At 72.5% G+C, this 18,120-nt stretch carries 19 protein-coding genes and 1 tRNA gene; 11 read left to right on the forward strand and 9 right to left on the reverse strand.

Going from position 1 to position 18,120, the window contains the following annotated elements; genetic code table 11:
• Positions 1-33: 33 nt before the first annotated feature.
• The 3 genes from ACIGDI_RS23180 to ACIGDI_RS23190 form a co-directional block, all read right to left on the reverse strand.
• Complete coding sequence (locus ACIGDI_RS23180) at positions 34-852, reverse strand: SCO1664 family protein (protein WP_399899634.1); 819 nt, start codon at positions 850-852, stop codon at positions 34-36.
• Positions 816-1,406, reverse strand: a complete 591-nt coding sequence (locus ACIGDI_RS23185; protein ID WP_200700903.1) for a DUF3090 domain-containing protein — start codon at positions 1,404-1,406, stop codon at positions 816-818. The genes ACIGDI_RS23180 and ACIGDI_RS23185 overlap by 37 nt, the downstream gene beginning before the upstream one ends.
• A 70-nt stretch (positions 1,407-1,476) precedes the next feature.
• Positions 1,477-2,163, reverse strand: a complete 687-nt coding sequence (locus ACIGDI_RS23190; RefSeq protein ID WP_399899638.1) for a histidine phosphatase family protein — start codon at positions 2,161-2,163, stop codon at positions 1,477-1,479.
• Positions 2,164-2,225: 62 nt separating this feature from the next.
• Here ACIGDI_RS23190 and corA point away from each other — a divergent pair, with 62 nt between their 5' ends.
• Positions 2,226-3,224: a magnesium/cobalt transporter CorA gene (gene corA / locus ACIGDI_RS23195; protein ID WP_399899640.1), complete on the forward strand. Its 999-nt coding sequence runs from the start codon at positions 2,226-2,228 to the stop codon at positions 3,222-3,224.
• A gap of 30 nt (positions 3,225-3,254) precedes the next feature.
• On the opposite strand, the gene ACIGDI_RS23200 is transcribed toward corA, so the two are convergent.
• Together ACIGDI_RS23200 and ACIGDI_RS23205 are read right to left on the reverse strand one after the other, a co-directional pair.
• The gene (locus ACIGDI_RS23200; RefSeq protein ID WP_399900039.1) at positions 3,255-4,043 is read right to left on the reverse strand and encodes a ferritin-like domain-containing protein; all 789 of its coding nucleotides are present in this window, start codon (positions 4,041-4,043) and stop codon (positions 3,255-3,257) included.
• Between the two features lie 252 nt (positions 4,044-4,295).
• Positions 4,296-5,351, reverse strand: a complete 1,056-nt coding sequence (locus ACIGDI_RS23205; RefSeq protein ID WP_399899643.1) for an LLM class F420-dependent oxidoreductase — start codon at positions 5,349-5,351, stop codon at positions 4,296-4,298.
• A 115-nt stretch (positions 5,352-5,466) separates the two neighbouring features.
• Between ACIGDI_RS23205 and ACIGDI_RS23210 the strand changes: the two genes are divergently transcribed.
• Positions 5,467-6,453: an aldo/keto reductase gene (locus ACIGDI_RS23210; protein ID WP_399899646.1), complete on the forward strand. Its 987-nt coding sequence runs from the start codon at positions 5,467-5,469 to the stop codon at positions 6,451-6,453.
• A complete protein-coding gene (locus ACIGDI_RS23215; protein WP_399899649.1) occupies positions 6,450-8,756 on the forward strand; it encodes a helix-hairpin-helix domain-containing protein in 2,307 nt (768 codons plus the stop codon). Before ACIGDI_RS23210 ends, ACIGDI_RS23215 begins: the two co-directional genes overlap by 4 nt.
• Positions 8,757-8,943: 187 nt before the next feature.
• Here ACIGDI_RS23215 and ACIGDI_RS23220 read toward each other — a convergent pair whose 3' ends face one another.
• Positions 8,944-9,630 carry a hypothetical protein gene (locus ACIGDI_RS23220; protein ID WP_399899652.1) on the reverse strand — a complete coding sequence of 229 codons (687 nt, stop codon included), beginning with the start codon at positions 9,628-9,630 and terminating at the stop codon, positions 8,944-8,946.
• Between the two features lie 47 nt (positions 9,631-9,677).
• Between ACIGDI_RS23220 and ACIGDI_RS23225 the strand changes: the two genes are divergently transcribed.
• Positions 9,678-9,866, forward strand: coding sequence for a DUF5703 family protein (locus ACIGDI_RS23225; protein ID WP_007380901.1), 189 nt, complete (start codon positions 9,678-9,680; stop codon positions 9,864-9,866).
• An 82-nt stretch (positions 9,867-9,948) separates the two neighbouring features.
• Here the strand turns inward: ACIGDI_RS23225 and ACIGDI_RS23230 are convergent, their stop codons facing one another.
• From ACIGDI_RS23230 to ACIGDI_RS23240, 3 genes are all read right to left on the reverse strand, one after another.
• A complete protein-coding gene (locus ACIGDI_RS23230; protein WP_399899655.1) occupies positions 9,949-10,722 on the reverse strand; it encodes a chaplin in 774 nt (257 codons plus the stop codon).
• 125 nt (positions 10,723-10,847) lie between these two features.
• Positions 10,848-11,081: a chaplin ChpH gene (gene chpH / locus ACIGDI_RS23235; protein WP_200700911.1), complete on the reverse strand. Its 234-nt coding sequence runs from the start codon at positions 11,079-11,081 to the stop codon at positions 10,848-10,850.
• Between the two features lie 136 nt (positions 11,082-11,217).
• A complete protein-coding gene (locus ACIGDI_RS23240; RefSeq protein WP_399899659.1) occupies positions 11,218-12,543 on the reverse strand; it encodes a M20/M25/M40 family metallo-hydrolase in 1,326 nt (441 codons plus the stop codon).
• Positions 12,544-12,741: 198 nt separating this feature from the next.
• Between ACIGDI_RS23240 and ACIGDI_RS23245 the strand changes: the two genes are divergently transcribed.
• The 7 genes from ACIGDI_RS23245 to ACIGDI_RS23275 all read left to right on the forward strand — a co-directional run bounded on the left by ACIGDI_RS23245 (position 12,742) and on the right by ACIGDI_RS23275 (position 18,094).
• Positions 12,742-12,826, forward strand: a tRNA-Leu gene (locus ACIGDI_RS23245).
• Between the two features lie 172 nt (positions 12,827-12,998).
• Positions 12,999-14,219, forward strand: a complete 1,221-nt coding sequence (locus tag ACIGDI_RS23250) for a PAS domain S-box protein (RefSeq protein ID WP_399899662.1) — start codon at positions 12,999-13,001, stop codon at positions 14,217-14,219.
• Between the two features lie 20 nt (positions 14,220-14,239).
• A complete protein-coding gene (locus tag ACIGDI_RS23255; protein ID WP_399900042.1) occupies positions 14,240-14,602 on the forward strand; it encodes an STAS domain-containing protein in 363 nt (120 codons plus the stop codon).
• Positions 14,599-15,027: an ATP-binding protein gene (locus tag ACIGDI_RS23260; protein WP_272175827.1), complete on the forward strand. Its 429-nt coding sequence runs from the start codon at positions 14,599-14,601 to the stop codon at positions 15,025-15,027. Before ACIGDI_RS23255 ends, ACIGDI_RS23260 begins: the two co-directional genes overlap by 4 nt.
• 70 nt (positions 15,028-15,097) lie before the next feature.
• On the forward strand, positions 15,098-16,057 hold the full coding sequence (locus tag ACIGDI_RS23265) for a SpoIIE family protein phosphatase (RefSeq protein WP_399899666.1): 960 nt from the start codon (positions 15,098-15,100) through the stop codon (positions 16,055-16,057).
• Positions 16,058-16,095: 38 nt separating this feature from the next.
• Positions 16,096-17,280, forward strand: coding sequence for a PAS domain S-box protein (locus ACIGDI_RS23270; protein ID WP_399899669.1), 1,185 nt, complete (start codon positions 16,096-16,098; stop codon positions 17,278-17,280).
• 139 nt (positions 17,281-17,419) lie between these two features.
• Positions 17,420-18,094, forward strand: coding sequence for a DUF4389 domain-containing protein (locus ACIGDI_RS23275; protein ID WP_399899672.1), 675 nt, complete (start codon positions 17,420-17,422; stop codon positions 18,092-18,094).
• Positions 18,095-18,120: the final 26 nt, after the last annotated feature.

Consider the following 18,120-nt stretch of genomic DNA (forward strand, 5'->3'; position numbering starts at 1 on the left):
AGGCCCTCTTGCGCGGTACCGGTCAGTCTGCTCCTACACCGGCGGCCAGGGAATGGCCGGCCATTCCCCGCTGGGCTCCGGGTGCCTTCCCGTGTCCAGCAGTACGGCGACACGCGCGCGCGTGGCGTCGAGTTCGGCGGGGGTGATCAGCGCGCCGAGCCGCTCGGCGAGTGCCGCGCCGGGGGCCAGGGATTCCTGGAGTCCCTTCAGGACGGTCACCGCCTCCTCGGTCAGCGGCTCCCCCGCCCAGCCCCACAGCAGGGTGCGCAGCTTGTTCTCGGTGTTGAAGGTCACCCCGTGGTCGATGCCGTAGAGCCGGCCGCCCCCGCCGGGCAGCAGATGGCCCCCCTTGCGGTCGGCGTTGTTGATGACCGCGTCCAGCACGGCGAGCCGGCGCAGCCGTTCGTCGTCCGCGTGCACGAGGAGCGCCGTCCGGCCCTCCCCCACTTCGGCGAAGCCGATCGCCTTCCAGCCCGCCTCGGGTTCCTCGCCGTCCACGAGGGCCAGCAGCCCGTCGCCCGGCTCACCCTCGATCCACACCTGGCACATGCCCTCGCCGAAGGGCCCGTCGCGCAGCACGGTGGTGGGCACCAGCCCCCAGCCGGTGGCCTCGGAGACCTCGTACGCGGCCACCTCGCGCTGGGCGAGGGTGCCGTCGGGGAAGTCCCACAGGGGGCGCTCGCCGCGCACCGGCTTGTAGACGCAGGTGACCTCCTCGCCCTCGTGGGCGAGGGAGCAGTACAGCACGGCGTTGGAGGCGTCCCGGATCTGTCCGCGGACCGTGAGCTCACCCCGGGTGAGCAGCTCGACCGTGGTCACGCTCCGCGGCGGTATCCGTTCTGGCGCGGACATACGTGTCCTTCCGGGTCGAGCGGGAGGCTGCACAGCGGGCACGGCGGCCGCCCGGCGTTGACGACGTCGAGGGCGCGCTTGGCGAAGGCTCTCGCCTGCGCGCCGGTCAGCCGGACCCGCAGCATCGGGGGCCCGTTCTCCTCGTCCTGAAGCAGGCGCTCCTCGGCCTCGGCGAGGTCCTCCTCGGACTCGGCGTCGAGTTCGACGAGGGCCTGCGCCTCGACGATCATGCGCTGCTCCTCGCCGTCCCAGGCGAGGGCCATGGTGCCGACCCGGAACTCCTCCTCGACGGGGGTGTCCAGCGGGTCGGTGTCGGAGATCTCGGTGGGTGCCACGGCCGGGACGGCCGCGTTGCCGCCGCTGCGCCGCACCACCTCGTCGAGCAGTTCGTCCATGCGCTCGGCGAGTGCGGCGACCTGGGTCTTCTCCAGGGCCACGCTGGTCACCCGGGGGCCTGCGGTGGCCTGGAGGAAGAACGTACGGCGTCCGGGCAGCCCGACCGTACCGGCCACGAAGCGGTCCGGGGGGTCGTAGAGGAACACCTGACGGGACACGTCCTGTCTCCTGGAGTCGGGGATCGGCAACGGCGCTACTGCGACCGCTTCACCCTACTGCGCCCGACGATCACGGTGCGCCCGCACCGCCCCCGACCGTGGCGTCCTCGGCCGGGGGTTCTTCGCGCGGTGCCAGCGACGCGAAGTCACCGGTGTCGCCGAGGCGTACGAGAAACGGCCTCAGGCGGGTGTAACGGATCGCGGTGATGGAACACGGTTCAACGGAGATCCTCTGGAAGAGGTCGAGATGAAGTCCGAGTGCGTCCGCGACGAGCGACTTGATGATGTCGCCGTGCGAGCACATGAGGTAGACGGCGTCCGCGCCGTGGTCGCGCTCGACGCGCGCGTTCCATTCTCGTACGGCTTCGGCCGCGCGGGACTGCATCGCGCGCATCGATTCGCCACCGGGGAACGCGGCGGCGGAGGGGTGCGCCTGCACGACCTCCATCAGCGGCTCGTCCTTGAGCTCGGCGAGCTTGCGGCCGGACCAGTCGCCGTAGTGGGCTTCCCCGATCCGCTCCTCGGTGTGCGCGGTGAGCTCGGGCCGGGCCCGCAGGAGCGGCTCGATCGTCTCCCGGCAGCGCTGCAACGGGCTGCTGACGACCTCGGAGATCGGCAGCCCCTGAAGCCGCTCGGGCAGCGCGGCGGCCTGTGCCGCCCCGCGCTCGTCGAGCGCGACACCGGGTGTCCACCCGGCGAGCACTCCCTCGGTGTTGGCGGTGGAACGTCCGTGCCGGACCAGGATCAGCGTGGGCATGCGGCCAAGGGTAGGCGCCTCGCAGGGTGCACCTGCCGTACTACGAAGGGAGAATACGCTCCGTGATCGTCGACTGCGCCATCTACCGTGACGGGCGCCGGACGGAGGGCCCCCCGGACCTCTCGGACGCGCTCGCGCAGTGCCGTCGCGGGCCCTACGACTTCGTCTGGATCGGCCTCTACGAGCCGACGGAGAAGGAGTTCGCCCGGGTCACGGAGGAGTTCGGGCTGCATCCGCTGGCCGTCGAGGACGCCCTGAAGGCGCATCAGCGGCCCAAGCTGGAGATCTACGACGACTCGCTGTTCATGGTCCTCAAGCCGGTCGGGTACGAGCCGAAGAGCGACATCGTCACCGCCGGCGAGGTCATGGTCTTCGTCGGCGACTCCTTCGTGGTGACCGTGCGTCACGGCGAGGAGGCGCCGCTCGCCGACGTGCGGCACCGGCTGGAGGAGGAGCCCGAGAACCTCCGGCACGGCCCCACGGCGGTGCTGTACTCGATCGCCGACGCCGTGGTCGACCACTACGTCGAGGTCGCCGACGAACTCGGCACCGACCTGGAGGAGCTGGAGGAGGAGGTGTTCTCGCCGACGCAGGGCGGCTCGCGGCACACCGCCTCCCGCATCTACGCCTACAAGCGGCAGGTCCTGGAGTTCCGCAGGGCGACGGGTCCGCTGGCCCAGCCGCTGGCCCGGCTCGCGGGCGGTGGCCTGTCCGGCGGGCGGGTGCCCTTCGTGCACGAGAAGGCGCAGCCCTTCTTCCGGGACGTCAGCGACCACCTCACGCGCGTGAACGAGTCCGTGGAGGGCCTGGACCGGCTGGTCTCGGACGTCCTGTCGGCCCACCTGGCGCAGACGGGCGTCCGGCAGAACGACGACATGCGGAAGATCTCCGCGTGGGCGGCCATGGCGGCGATCCCCACGATGATCGCGGGGATCTACGGCATGAACTTCGACCACATGCCCGAGCTGCACTGGACGTGGTCGTATCCGGCGGTGATCGTGGTGATGGCCGCCCTGGAGCTGCTGCTGTACCGGCTGTTCAAGCGGCGGGGCTGGCTGTAGCGGGGCGGGACCGAGCGGGACCCGCCGGGCTCAGGCGAACTCGGGGGCGGTGGTGGCCGGTCCGCCGAGCGCGTCGCGCCGTCGGGGCATGCGCAGGGTCACCATGCGCCGCCAGCCGGCGATCCGCTCGTACGCGTACACGGCGTGGATGCCGGAGGCGAGCAGCGCGGACTTGGCCCTCGGCCAGCCGAGGATGCGTCCCATGTGGTCCATGACGGCGAGGCTGACGTCCCGGTAGACGCGGATCTCGGCGAGCGCGCACTCGCGCAGGGTGCGCTGGATGGCGCGGCCGTGTCCGGCGCGGGCCAGCCGCAGCAGTTCCTCGTGGCAGTAGGCGAGGTGGTTGTCCTCGTCGCCGGAGATCATCCGCACCGCGCGGCCGATGTCGGGGTGGTCGGCGAAGTGCCGGCGCAGCAGTTCCATCTGTTCCGAGGCGCGCTGTTCGGTGACCCGGCTGTGGGCGAGGTAGGTGACGATGTCCTGCTCGGTCAGCGGCCGGTCGCCCCTGAGCGCGTCGTGGGCCAGACCGATGCCGTGCTTCTCCAGGAGCATCGTGTAGTCGGTCTCGGGCGGGACCGGGACGGGTTGAAGGCCGCGCTTGCGCATCAGGGCCGTGAAGATCCGTCCGTGCTTGTCCTCGTCGGCGCCGTGCCGGGCGATCTTGGGCGCGAGTGCCCGCTCGCTCTCCGGTACGAGGGCCGCGATACGGCCGTTCTCCCAGCCGCCCTGGGACTCGCCGCTGGCCGCGATGGAGCAGAAGAGCGCGAAGGACCGGTCGTCGTCGAGGATCTCCTGGAAAAGACTCTTGGCCGAAAGCATCATGGGCACCTCTCCGCAGGACTCGCAGACGTCGCAGATTCCGGACCATTCCGCAAAGAACGAGTCAAGTGCGACCGTTGAGGTGCCGCAACAGCTGTGCCGGACAACTGCGCCGAAAGGAGGAGCCGCGCGGTCACGTCAAGGGCGTAACCGCACGGGCCGCGACGCGTTGTTCCCCGTGACGGCCGTGGCGGGGAAGACCCCCGAGCCCCCACCACGGCCGCGGAACAACTCCGGTGTCCGGGCCTGGTGTCAGGCCAGGCCGGCGCGCTCCAGGGCCTCGGTGCCGGCGCGGAGCGAGGCGATCCGCTCCTCCAACGTGAAGCCCGCCGGGTTGAGGCTCAGGGTGGTCACCCCGGCCGCCGCGTACTCCTTCATCCGGTCCGCGATGCGGTCGACGGAGCCGAGAAGGGTCGTCTGGTCGATCAGCTCGTGCGGTACGGCGGCCGCGGCACCCTGCTTGTCGCCCGCGAGGTACTTCTCCTGGACCTCGGCGGCGGCCGCCTCGAAGCCCATGCGCTGGGCGAGCTGGTTGTAGAAGTTCTGCTTGGCGCTGCCCATGCCGCCGACGTACAGCGCGGTGTAGGGGCGGAAGGCGTCGGCGAGCGCGGCGACGTCCTTGTCCTCGCCGACGGCGAGCGGCAGGGTCGGGTGGACGTCGAAGCCCTCCATGGTCTTGCCGGCCTTCTCGCGCCCGGCGCGCAGGTACTTGACGGTCGTCTCCTCCAGGTGCTCGGCGGAGGGGAAGATCAGCAGGGCCCCGTCGGCGATCTCGCCGGTCTGCTCCAGGTTCTTCGGGCCGATCGCGGCGATGTACAGCGGGATGTGCTCGCGCGTGGGGTGCACGGTGAGCTTGATCGGCTTGCCCGGGCCGCCGGGCAGCGGCAGCGTCCAGTGCGCGCCCTCGTACGACAGCCGCTCACGGCTCATGGCCTTGCGCACGATCTCGACGTACTCACGCGTGCGTGCCAGCGGCTTGTCGAACTTGACGCCGTACCAGCCCTCGGAGACCTGCGGTCCGGAGACGCCGAGGCCGAGGCGGAAGCGGCCGCCGGACAGGGAGTCCAGGGTGGCGGCGGTCATCGCGGTCATCGCGGGCTGGCGGGCCGGGATCTGGAAGATGGCCGAGCCGACGTCGATGCGCTCGGTGTGGGCGGCGACCCAGCTGAGCACGGTGGCCGCGTCGGAGCCGTAGGCCTCGGCGGCCCAGCACACGGCGTACCCCAGCCGGTCGGCCTCCTTGGCGACCTCCAGGTTGTCCGCGTCCATTCCGGCGCCCCAGTAGCCGAGGTTGATCCCGAGCTGCATGGCCGTTCCCCTTACCGATCAGTAACGTCGTGCCTGTTGCGCAGACCCTAACCTGTGGAAACTGGTTGTCCACAGGCCCCCACACCGCAGGTTCCGGCCAGTAATCTCGGCGTTCATGGAGCAGAGGCATCTCGGCCGCACCGGCCTTCGTGTGTCCCGTATCGGACTCGGCACGCTCACGTGGGGCAGGGACACCGACGAGCACGACGCCGCGGACCTCTTGAAGACGTTCTGGGAGGCAGGCGGCAGCCTCGTCGACACGGCCGACGTGTACGGCGACGGAGAGGCCGAATACCTGCTCGGACGCCTCATAGAAGGGCTGGTCCCGCGCCGGGACCTGGTGATCTCGACCAAGGCCGGCAGCGTGCCCGACCCGGACCGCCGCTTCGACGGCTCGCGCGGCCATCTGCTCTCCGCCCTCGACGCCTCGCTCGCCCGCCTCGGCACCGACTACGTCGACATCTGGCACGTGCACGCCTTCGACCCCTGCACCCCGCTGGAGGAGACCCTCCAGGCCCTCGACCTGGCGGTCAGCAGCGGTCGCGCCCGGTACGCCGGTGTCTCCAACTTCTGCGGCTGGCAGTTGGCGAAGGCGGCCACGTGGCAGCTCGCGGCGCCGGGGACCCGGACCCGGCTGGCGAGCACGCAGATGGAGTACTCGCTGCTGCAGCGCGGCGTCGAGCGCGAGGTGCTGCCGGCCGCGCTGGATCTGGGCATCGGCCTGCTGCCTTCCTCCCCGCTGGGGCGCGGTGTGCTCACCGGCAAGTACCGCGGCGACGCCAGGCCGGCCGACTCGCGCGGCGCCTCCGAGCACCTCGCGCGGTTCGTCGCGCCCTACCTCGACGACACCGCGAGCCGGATCGTCGACGCCGTGCAGACCGCGGCGGACGGGCTCGCCGTGACCCCGCTCCAGGTCGCGCTCGCCTGGATCCGCGACCGGCCGGGCGTGGCCGCGCCCGTCATCGGTCCGCGCAACGCCCAGCAGCTCACGGCGGCATTGTCAGTGGAGGCCCTTAGTCTTCCTGACGAGATCTGCAGGGCGCTCGACGACGTGTCGGCGCCCGTGCACCGCTATCCCGATCACGACTGGAGCACGCTGTGAGCACGGAGCCGGAGACCACGGAGCAGCCCGGGCCGGAGACGCCGGACGGCGCGACGGAGGACGGCGCCGTGGAAGAGGGGGCCGCGGAGGGCGGCACGGTGGACGCTGGCACAGCGGAGGGCAGCCCGACGGAAGCCAGCACGGCGGACGACGGCACAGCGGAGGCCGGCCCCGCGGAGGCCGGTGACGGTGAGGGCACGGCCGCCGAGGGCGGTTCCGGCGCGCAGCTGTCCGAGGCCGAGGCCGAGTTGGCCGCGCAGCGCCTGGAGCGGGAGCGGATCGAGCGGCGCAAGGCCGAGCGGAAGGGACCCGTCGAGGCCGGCGCCAAGCTGAGCGGGAAGGCCGCCGATCTGCTGGCGGCCGTACGGGCCGTGGAGAGCGGCCAGAAGCCCGTGGCCGCCGTGTTCGAGGAGCCCGCGCCGCGCCGGCCCGCACCGGAGGCCGTACAGCGGCCGCAGCCGGCGCCGCAGCCCGTCGCGCCGGCGGCTGTGGCGGCGGAGGCCGTCGACGAAGTGCGGCGCGTGCTGGTAGACGGCGGCGCCCCGGACTCGCTCGCATCGCAGGCCGCCGCCGCGCTCGGCGAGGGCGCCGGGGAACAGCTGCGCGCCGACCCCTGGCAGTTGCTGCGGATCGGCGGAGTGCGGCCCGAGCAGGCCGACGGCTTCGCCCGGGCGCTGCTCGGCACGGAAGCCGGGCCGGACGACGAGCGGCGGGGCCGGGCGCTGACGGGCTGGCTGCTGGAGCAGGCCGCCCTGGCCGGGCACACCGCGCTGGAGATGGGGGCGCTCACCGCCGCGCTGGCCCAGCGGGGCGTCCCGGACGCCGACGCCGCCGTGCAGAACGCCGTCGCGGAGGGCGAGGCCCTGGTCTTCCAGGACGCCCTGGACCCGCGCGCACCGGCGCCGGAGGAGAACGACGAGGAGGGTGCCGAGCGGCCCGTTCGCATCCTGGTCGGCCTGGAGCGGTACGCCCTCGCGGAGGAGAGCCTCGCCGACGGACTGGCCCGGCTGATCAACTCGGTGCCGAAGGAGGACGGTTCGGCGCAGGAGTGGGAGCGGGCCGCGGAGGCGGCCAAGGGTTCCACGGCCGAGCTGATCCGCGCGACGGCGGGCAACGGCCTGGTCCTGCACACGGGCGGCGAGGCGTCCCTGGCCGAACCGGCGGCCCTGCTGCGCACGGCCCACGCCCTCGGCCTGCGCGCCTGGGCGGCGACGCACACCCCACTGGGCCGCGAACGCTTCACGCGGCTGCTGAGCGGGACGGAAGGGCTGGGCAACCCGACGCCGAGTGGCCCGACGCCGGACGACGGCACGGCGGGCAGCGGCTTCACCGACGGATCGGGTGCCCTCCCCGTCGTCACTGTCGCCGGGCTGCTCGCCGGGGCCGAGGGGCCCGGCCGGGACGCCGATGGCGCGTTGGATCTGGACCTTCTCGTGGTGCTCGACGCGCCTCAGCTTGACGTGGAGACGGCCGCGCTGCTCGCCGAGTCGCTGCCCGACGGGGCCCGCCTGGTGCTGGCCGGTGATCCGGCGGTGCTGTGGTCGGCCGGTCCCGGGCGGGTGTTCGCGGATCTGCTCGCGGCACGCGTCTGCCCGCAGATCGCCTCCCGCCTGCCGGACCCCGGGCCCCTCGGAGAGCTGGTCTCCGGTATCGGTGTCGGTGAGCTCAACCAGGTCGAGGCTCCTGGCAAGGAGGTCGTGATCGTGCCCGTGCGGGACGCGGGCGAGGCCGTGCACCGGACCGTGCAGCTGGTCGCCGACTCAGTGCCGCGCGCGCTCGGCGTCCCCGCCGAACAGACGCAGGTGATCACGCCGGGCCACGGCGGCGCCGTCGGCACCCGCGCCCTCAACGCCGCCCTCAAGGAGCGCCTCAACCCGGGCCCGGGCCGCTTCGGCGGCTTCGACCCCGGTGACCGCGTCGCCTACTCCCCCGTCCCCGGCCGTACCGTGCCGGGACAGGTGGTGAAGGCCGACGCCGACGGCCTGCACCTGTCGTGCGCGGGCGTCTCCGTGGTCGTACCGAAGGAGCGGGTCGAGCAGTGCGTGCGGCACGGCTGGGCCCTGACCGCGCACCAGGCGGTCGGCAGCCGGTGGCCGGCGGCGGTCGTGGTGCTGCCCGGGGACGCCGCCCAGGCGCTGAGCCGCCCCTGGGTCTACACGGCGTTCAGCCGGGCCGACCGCCACCTCTCCGTGGTCCACGGCGTGGACCAGGCCCTCCCGAGGGCGGTCTCCGAAATCCCCGCGAAGCCGCGCACCACGCGCCTGCCGGTCCTGCTGGCCACCCAGCTGCCGACGGCCGGCTGACCGACCCGAAGGGGCGCGGCGAACGGCGCGACCAGCCACACACAGCCGGCAGCCGGCAGCGTGCATCCGGCACGGAACAGCACGCACCACGGCGCGACCGCACCACGGCGCGACCGCACCACCAACCGCCCCGCACACGCCGAAGCGGCGGTCACGGGCCTTCCCGCGACCGCCGCCCCGGCAACCCTCAGCGATCCACGTCCAGCGGCTCGAGATCCTCGTCCTCGTCCAGCTCCGGATCGATCTCGTCCTCGAGGTCGTCCCCGTCCAGCTCGTCGTCGAACACCGCGCTGACGTCGAAGCGGCACACCACGGCCTGCGGATCGACGCCGTCGAACGGCGCCTCCAGCCACTCGCCGGGCTCCGCGGCGTCCTCCGCGGCGGTCACCCAGAGCGTGGAGTCGCCCTCCTCCAGCCCGAACTCCTTGTGCCGCGAGGCGATCTCGTCCGGCTCGAACTCGCCGAACAGGATGCCCAGCGCCCCGTGCACCGTGCCGGAGACCTCCGTGTCCGTCGCGTCCTCGTCCGCGGCCTCCACCCGCTGTGCCTGCGCCAGCAGCCGCTGCGGCTCCACCACGGAGTAGTCGCGGCGGATGAGCACGCTGAGCGCGTTCGGCTCCTCGGGTCCCGTGTACGGCGGCAGCGCGTCCTCGGCGCCGGGGATCTCGAAGGGGGTCACCTCGTCGTAGCGGTCGTAGAGCAGCTCGTCGTACGCCTCGGCGGCCGCCGCCAGCTCGTTGAACGCCTCGTAGACGGCCGGGTCGTCCTCCCCCGACCGGCGTTCGACGGCCGCCAGGTGGCGGTCGAGCGCGGTCTTGACCGCCTCGGCGGCGGCTCGTACCTCGGCAGCGGTGGGCTGCGCAGCATCAGACATAGTGCAGACGCTATCCGTACCGGGCCCCAGCCCGCACAATAGATGCGATGCCGGAATACGAATTTGTCGACGTGTACGTACCGCGCGGGGTCTCCCGCAAGGACGCCACACGCCTGCTGACGGACCATGCCGAGTACGGACACTGGGAGTTGGACCGCCTCAGTCTGATGCGCGACGGCAGCCGCAGGGTGCGGTTGCGCCGGCGGATCATCCGCCAGGTGCGCGCCACGTGGTGAGCGACGGGCGGCGACGGAATCACCGGAAACGGAGCGGGCCCCGCCGAGGCGGGGCCCGCTCCGTGATGCGTGTCACGCGGTGCTACGCGGAGGCGCGCGCCTTGCGGTAGAGCACGGCGCCCGCCAGCAGCGCTCCGGCTCCGACGGGGAGCACGAAGCCCAGCGGCAGGTCGCTGCCGGTGTGGGCGAGCTGCGAGACCGCCTCGGGCCCGCTGAGCGCCTGGGTGCCCGGGTGGTTGACGTGCGAGGAGCCGCCCGGCGTGTGGACGCCGGCGGTGGGCGGTGTGCTCGGGGTGCCGGGGTGACCGGGCGTGCCCGGGTTGCCCGGAGTGCCGGGGTTTCCGGGCTGTCCCGGCTGCCCGGGCGGCGTCTGGTGGCCCCCGCCGGGAGGCGTGGTGTGACCGCTGCCCGAACCGCCGCCGTTGGCGCAGTCGTTGCCGGTGGTGGGGTTGCCGACGCCGACGACGTTCACGCTGTTGCCGCAGGCGTTGACCGGCGCGTCGACGGGCGCCTCGACGTGGTTGCCGGAGCCGACGCCCGGCGAGTCACTGCTGTGGCCGCCCGCGTGCGAGCCGCCGGATCCGGAGCCGCCGTGGCCGCCGGACCGTCCGCCGCCCTGGTCGGCGCACCCGTTGCCGACGGCCGGGTTGAGCACGCCGACGACGTTCACGGTGTTGCCGCAGACGTTCACCGGCGCGTGCACGGGCGCCTGAACCGAGTTGCCCGAGAGCACGCCGGGCGAGTCCGAGGCGCTGCCGCTCGCCGTGGAGTCGGCGTGCGCATAGCCACCGGCGGCGGCGAGCACGCCGGTCGCGGCCGCCACGGTCATCAGGCCCTTGCGGGTCACCTGTCGCATTCCTGAATTCACCCTGCTTTCGAAACCTGACCTGGAATCATCGGGAAAGCCCGGTCGGCTCCGGAGCGCATGGCGCGCGCTCCGGAGCCGACGGGTGTGAAACGAGCGGCCTCAGCGGGCCGGCGTCACTTGTTGATGCAGGTGTTGCCGAAGGCGGGGTTCAGCAGCCCGATCACGGAGACCGTGTTGCCGCAGACGTTCACCGGGACGTGCACCGGAACCTGAATGACGTTGCCGGAAGCGACACCCGGGGAGTGCACCGCAGCACCCTGAGCGCCGGCGTCGGCGACGGCCAGGCCCGCACCCGCGAGAACCAGACCACCGGTGGCAGCCGCAGCAGCGACGACCTTCTTGATCATTATTCCTCCTTGTTGGCAATGCGATCCCAAGCAGCGGATCGCATCACCTGTAACGAGGAGGGATGAATGGAGCTACGAGCGTATGAGCACATTCACTCTTCTCAGTCAGTTCCGTACACGTAACCGAATACGAGGGTCATGACGCGTCGATGAAACGGTCGAGAACGCGCACGCCGAATTTCAGGCCGTCGACCGGCACCCGCTCGTCGACCCCGTGGAACATGCCGGCGAAGTCCAGCTCCGGGGGCAGCTTGAGGGGCGCGAAGCCGAAGCCGCGGATGCCGAGGTCGTCGAAGGACTTGGCGTCCGTGCCGCCGGAGAGCATGTAGGGGATCGCCTTGGCCGTCGGGTCCTCGGCCAGCAGCGAGGACTGCATGGCCTCGACCAGGGCGCCGTCGAAGGAGGTCTCCAGGGCCTTGTCGGAGTGCACGTCCTCGCGCCGCACCTTGGGACCGAGGATCGAGTCGAGGTCGGCGAGGAACTCCTCCTCGTGCCCGGGCAGGAAGCGCCCGTCGACGTGCGCGGTGGCCTCGCCGGGGATGACGTTGACCTTGTAACCGGCGCCGAGCTGGGTGGGGTTGGCGGTGTTGCTCAGCGTCGCGCCGATCAGCTTGGCGATGCCGCCGAGCCGGGCCAGCGTCGCCTCCATGTCCTCCGGGTCGAGCTCGGTGCCGAGGGCGTCGCCGAGCTCGTCGAGGAAGGCGCGGGTGGTCTTGGTGACCCGGACGGGGAACTTGTGCCGGCCGAGCCGCGCGACGGCCTCCGACAGCTCGGTGATCGCGTTGTCCCGATGGATCATCGAGCCGTGGCCCGCGGTGCCGGCCACGGTCAGCTTCATCCAGTGCATGCCCTTCTCGGCCGTCTGGATCAGGTAGAGCCTGCGCTGCTCGCTCACGGTGAACGAGAACCCGCCCACCTCGCTGATCGCCTCGGTGACGCCCTCGAAGAGGTCGGGGTGGTTGTCCACCAGGTGCCGGGCGCCGTAGGTGCCGCCGGCCTCCTCGTCGGCGAGGAACGCCAGCACGATGTCGCGCGGGGGCCGGCGTCCGCTGCGCAGCCGGTCGCGGACGACCGCCAGGGTCATCGCGTCCATGTCCTTCATGTCGACGGCGCCCCGGCCCCACACGCACCCGTCGGCGACCTCGCCGGAGAAGGGGTGGTGGGTCCAGTCGTCGGCGTTGGCCGGTACGACGTCGAGGTGGCCGTGGATCAGCAGCGCGGGCCGGGAGGGGTCCTCGCCCTCGATGCGGGCCACCGTGGAGGCGCGGCCCGGATGCGACTCGAAGATCTGCGGCTCCAGGCCCACCTCGGCGAGCTTCTCGGCGGTCCACTCGGCCGCCTTGCGCTCGCCCGGTCCCGAGTGGTCGCCGTAGTTGCTGGTGTCGAAGCGGATCAGTTCGCGGCAGAGGTCCACGACCTCGTCCTCGCCGGTGACGCCCTTGGCCGTGTCCGTGTCGCTCACGCTGCTTCCTCCCGCTGTCACTGCTGGTGGTTCCCCTCATCCTCCCTCGCCCCCGCGCGGCGCCCAAGAGCGGGACCGGCCCGTCACACGCCGTTCACGTGGGCGCGGGGGCCGGACGGGGGGTGATCGGGCACCCCCCGAAAGCCTGGTAATGTTTCCCTCGTCGCCGCGGGGCAGACCCCGCACGACAGACACCTTGTCCGGGTGGCGGAATGGCAGACGCGCTAGCTTGAGGTGCTAGTGCCCTTTATCGGGCGTGGGGGTTCAAGTCCCCCCTCGGACACTTCACAGGCCGGGTGGATCGGGACTCATCTCAATCCACCCGGTTCGTTTTGCGTCCTCGTGCTGTCATACGACCGCTGCCCCGACCTGCTGCCGAGTAGCATCGGCCCGCCGGGACGGTACGACCCCGATCAGGGGTTCTCCGGGGTGGGGTGTGGGGAGGCGGGGCGGCCATGGCGACGTCGACGGAAGGTGCCCGAGATCCAGGGGCGGACCTGCGCGATCTCGAGGCGATGCTGGACGCGGTCACCGATCAGGCGATCGTCAAGCTGGGTCCGGACGGCGAGGTGGTCCGCTGGAGCCGCGGCGCCCGGGCGATGACCGGGTTCGAGCCGGACGAGATGGTGGGCCGGTCCGTGGATGCCCTGCACCTCGCCGAGGACCGGGAGGCCGGGCTGGTGCGGCAGGAACTGGAGGCGGCCCGCGACGACGGCCGGCGCACCTTCCAGGGCTGGCGGGTCCGCAAGAGCGGCGAGCGGTTCCTGGCGCAGGTGACGCTGACGCCGGTGCGGGAGCCGGACGGCTCGGTGACGGGCTTCGTCAAGACGCTCAAGGACGTCACCGAGAGCGCGCGGGCCGAGTCGCTGTTCCACGGGCTGCTGGAGTCGGCCCCCGACGCCATGCTGATCGTGGGACCGGACGCCCGGATCGTGCTGGCCAACCGGCGGACCGAGACCCTCTTCGGCTTCGAGCGCGACGAACTGGTCGGCCGGGAGATAGAGGTGCTGGTCCCGGCCCGGTTCCGCGACCGCCACGTCGGCCACCGCAGCGGCTTCCTGGCCGATCCGCGGCTGCGGCCGATGGGCGTGGGCCTGGAGCTGTACGGGATGCGCCGGGACGGCTCCGAGTTCCCGGTCGAGATCAGCCTGAGCCCGCTGGAGACCGCCGAGGGCCGGCTGGTGGCGGCCGCGATCCGGGACGTGACCGAGCGCCGGGAGACCGAGCAGCGGCTGCAACGGCAGCGCGACGAGATCATGGAGCTGTCCACGCCGGTGATCCAGGTGTGGGACAAGATCCTGGTGCTGCCGATCATCGGCACCCTGGACACCCTGCGGGCCACCCGGCTGACCGAGGGCCTGCTGGAGAAGATCGCCCACACCCAGGCCGAGGTCGCCATCCTGGACATCAGCGGCGTGCCCACGATCGACACCCAGGTCGCCCAGCACCTGCTGAAGACGGTGCAGGCGGCCGCGCTGATGGGCGCGGTCAGCATCATGAGCGGGGTGCGCCCGGAGACCGCCCAGTCCATGGTCCACCTGGGCATCGACATGGGCCGGCTGCGCTCCCGCAACACCCTCCAGGACGCCCTCCGGCTGGCGCTGGCGGTGCTGGCCGAACGGGCCGGTACGGCGGCCGACGCCGCTCGCGCTCTGGCCGGCGGTGAGGGACGGTGAGCGAGGACGTCGTACCGGTCATGCGGATCGGCGACACGCTGCTGGTGGCGTTGCAGGGGGACCTCGACGACACCACCGTGATCCGGATCGAGGAGCAGCTCACCCGGGAGATCGCGAACACCTCGGCGTCCGGCATGCTGATCGACGTCAGCCGGCTGAGCGTCGTCGACTCCTTCATCGCCCGGGTGCTCGCCCGGATCGTGGCGATGGTGCGGCTGCTCGGGGCGCAGGCGGCGGTGGTGGGGATCCAGCCGGCGGTGGCGATCACGCTGGTGGAGCTGGGCGTGCAGATGGGGCACCTGGACACCGCGCTCAACGCCGAGCAGGGGCTGGCGCTGCTGGAGCGGCTGCGCCGCGGCGACACCGGTGCGGGCCGGCTGTGACCACGGGGGCCGCCACGGAGCGGGAGCCGGACGCCTTCGCCATCGCCCACGAGGCCGACCTGATCCGGGTCCGCAAGGTGCTGCGCGCCGAGGCGGAGGCGGCGGGGCTGAACCTGGTGGACGCCACGAAGCTGATCACGGCCGGCAGTGAGCTGGCCCGCAACATCCTCAACTACGCGACCGGCGGCCGCGGAAGGCTCTGTGTGGAGCGGGTGTACCGGCAGGGGCGTCGCGGGGTGCGGGCCACGTTCTCCGACGACGGGCCGGGCATCGCGGACATAGCGGCGGCACTGACGGACGGCTTCAGCACGCGCGGCAGTCTGGGTCTGGGGCTGCCGGGAGCGGGCAGGCTGGTGGACGACATGACGCTGACGTCCACCGCAGAGGCGGGGACCACGGTGACGATCGTGAAGTGGCAGCGATGAGCGCGACAGGGGTGGGACGGCACTGAGCGAGAGCGAGCACCAGCGGCATCCGATCGGGGCCCCGGAGGACGTGGGCGCCCTGCGCCGGTCGGTGGCCCGCCTCGCCGCGGCGCAGCCGGCGCTGCGGGCGGGCGCGGCCGAGCTGGTCGCCACGGAACTGGGCACCAATCTGCTCCGGCACGCGCACCCCGGCGGGTATGTGCTGCTGCGGAAGGCCGGCGACGGCATCGAGCTGCTGTCCGTCGACCACGGACCGGGCATGACGGGCGTGGCCCCGCCGGTGACGGGCCCCTCGGCGCCGGTGCCCGGAGGCGGGCTGAACGCGGGGCTGAACGTCGTACGGCGGCACGCCACCGAGTTCGACTGGTACGCCACCCGGCGCGGCACGGTCGTCTACGCGCGGCTGGGCCCGGCCGATGCCGGTGCGGGCGGGGGGTGTTGGTTCGGCGGGGTCGACGTGCCGCTCGGCGGGAGCGGCGAGTCGGGGGACGCCTGGACGGTCGTGCCGGGCCGGCCGCCGGCCGTGCTGGTCGTGGACGGGCTGGGGCACGGTCCGGCGGCGGCCGTCGCCTCCCGGGCGGCGGTCGGCGCGTTCGAGGAGGGGCCGGTCACGGATCTGGACCGGTTCGTGCGGCGGGCGCACGAGGCGATGCGCGCGACCCGCGGCGGGGTCCTGGGGGCGTGTCTGATCGACGCCGAGCGGGGCGAGTTCTCGTACGCGGCCGTCGGGAACATCACCGGGCGGGTGTTCACGGGCGCCCGCTCCGTGCCTCTCCTGGACCGCCCCGGCACGTTGGGCACCCATCTGCCGGTGCCGAGCACCCGTGTGCAGCGCTGTGCGTGGGAGCCGGGGTCGATGCTGGTGCTGGTCTCCGACGGGATCCGGTCCGGCTGGAGCCTGGAGGATCACCCGCGGCTGGCGCAGCGGCATCCGTCGGTCGTCGCGGCGGTCGTCCACCGCGACTACGCCAGGCCGTCCGACGACGCCACCGTCGTCGTGGTCCGGGACACCGGGCGCGTGCCATCATGAGCCACGTTCCCGTCACATCGGACGAAGGGCGGTCGGACATGGGGGAGGTCGTCGATCCCAGGACCCCCGCGGACCCCAGGCCCTCGTCCGTGCCCGGGGCGGCCTCGGAGCCGGACGGCCGGACGCTGCTGATCGACGAGCTGCGTCAGGAGCTGGAGGACACGAACCGGGGTCTGATCGCGCTGCACACCGAGTTGGAGGCGGCCCGGGCGGGCGAGGCCCGGCTCGCGGCCATCGTGGCCTCGTCCGACGACGCGATGCTGGCGGTGGACGCGGACGGTCTCGTCCAGACCTGGAACCCCGGCGCGCGGCGGCTGCTCGGGCACGGCGAGCTGGACGTCGTGGGGCGGCCGGTGCAACACCTCATGTCGCAGGGGGCGTTCGACGCCTTCCGCTCGGCGGTGGAGCAGATCCGTGCCCGCCGGCACGCCGAACCCCATCAGAGTCGCTGGCGCCGGGCCGACGGCGGCGAGGTCGACGTGGCCGTCACGGTGTCGGCGATGCGGGACGCCGCCGGAGAGCTGATCGGGTTCTGCACGGTGGCCCGGGACATCACCCAACAACTGTCCGCGCAGGCCGAGTTGGCCGCCGCCCGGGCGGACCGCGTGGTGACGGACGAGCGTGAGCGCATCGCCCGCGATCTGCACGACATGGTCATCCAGCGGGTGTTCGGGGCCGGACTCGTGCTGCAGAGCATCGCCGCGCGGGACGTCCAGGCCGGGCCGGCCGCCCGTATCACCACGGTCATCGACGAACTGGACTCCACCATCAAGGAGTTGCGCAACACCATCTTCGAGCTGAACCGGCCGACGCAGAAGGCCGTCAGCCTGCGCGCCCAGGTCCTCGGGGAGACCGCGGCCGCGGAGGCCCGGCTCGGTTTCGCGCCGGCCGTCGAGTTCCACGGTCCCGTCGACGCGACCGTCCCGGACGAGACGGCCGTGCATCTGCTGGCCGCGCTGCGGGAGTCCCTGTCCAACGTCGGCCGGCATGCCGGCGCCTCGGCCGTGCAGGTCACCGTGCGGGCGGCGGAGGATCTGCTGCTGGAGGTCGTGGACAACGGCCGGGGCATCGGCACCCCGACCCGCAGCAGCGGTCTGACCAACCTGCGCCGGCGTGCGGAGAGGTTCGGCGGCACCTTCGAGGTGACCGGGCGCGCGGAGGGCGGCACCCGGGTCTGCTGGCGGATACCGGTGACGGCCGGAGGGCCGGCCCGCACCTCCTGAGGGTCGGCCCGAGGGGCTGGGACCGATGGTCCCCGGGAGGTCCCGGTCGGCCCCTCGTGGTGCCGGTGCCGCGGTGGTCACGCTGATGGTGGGGTTTGCCCCGCGCGGCGGCAGCCCCGGACCGAAGGAGCTGATCGCCATGACGACTCTGGCAGCGACACCGGACCGCCCGGTCCGCGTGGAGGCGGTGCTCGACGCGCCGCTGTCGCGGTGGCTGTGGCTGGTGAAGTGGATCCTGGTCATCCCCCACTACGTGGTGCTGTTCTTCCTGTGGATCGGGTTCACCTTGGTGAGCGTGGTCGCGTTCTTCAGCATCCTGTTCACCGGCCGCTATCCCCGCGCCCTGTTCGACTTCAACCTGGGGGTGCTGCGCTGGAGCTGGCGGGTCGCCTACTACTCGTACGGCGCCCTCGGCACCGACCGGTACCCACCGTTCAGCCTGGGCGAGGAGCCCGACTACCCGGCCCGGCTGGACATCGCCTATCCGGAACACCTCTCCCGCGGCCTGGTGCTGGTGAAGTGGTGGCTGCTGGCGATCCCGCACTACATCATCATCGGCTTCTTCCTCGGCGGCTGGCGCGTCGGCTGGTGGGACGGCGGCCTGGTCGCCGTACTGGTCCTCATCGCGGCCGTGATCCTGGCCTTCACCGAGAAGTACCCCAAGGGCCTGTTCGACCTGATCCTGGGCCTGAACCGGTGGGTGCTGCGGGTGGCCGCCTACGTCGGCCTGATGACGGACAGCTATCCGCCGTTCCGGCTGGACATGGGAGGTGACGAACCGGGTGTCACGACCCTGGTGAAGGACCGGGCGTGAGTGTCCCGACGGCCACTCTCAGTGTG

It is taken from the genome of Streptomyces sp. NPDC085900, assembly GCF_044540925.1.
GTDB classification, from domain to species: domain Bacteria; phylum Actinomycetota; class Actinomycetes; order Streptomycetales; family Streptomycetaceae; genus Streptomyces; species Streptomyces gilvifuscus.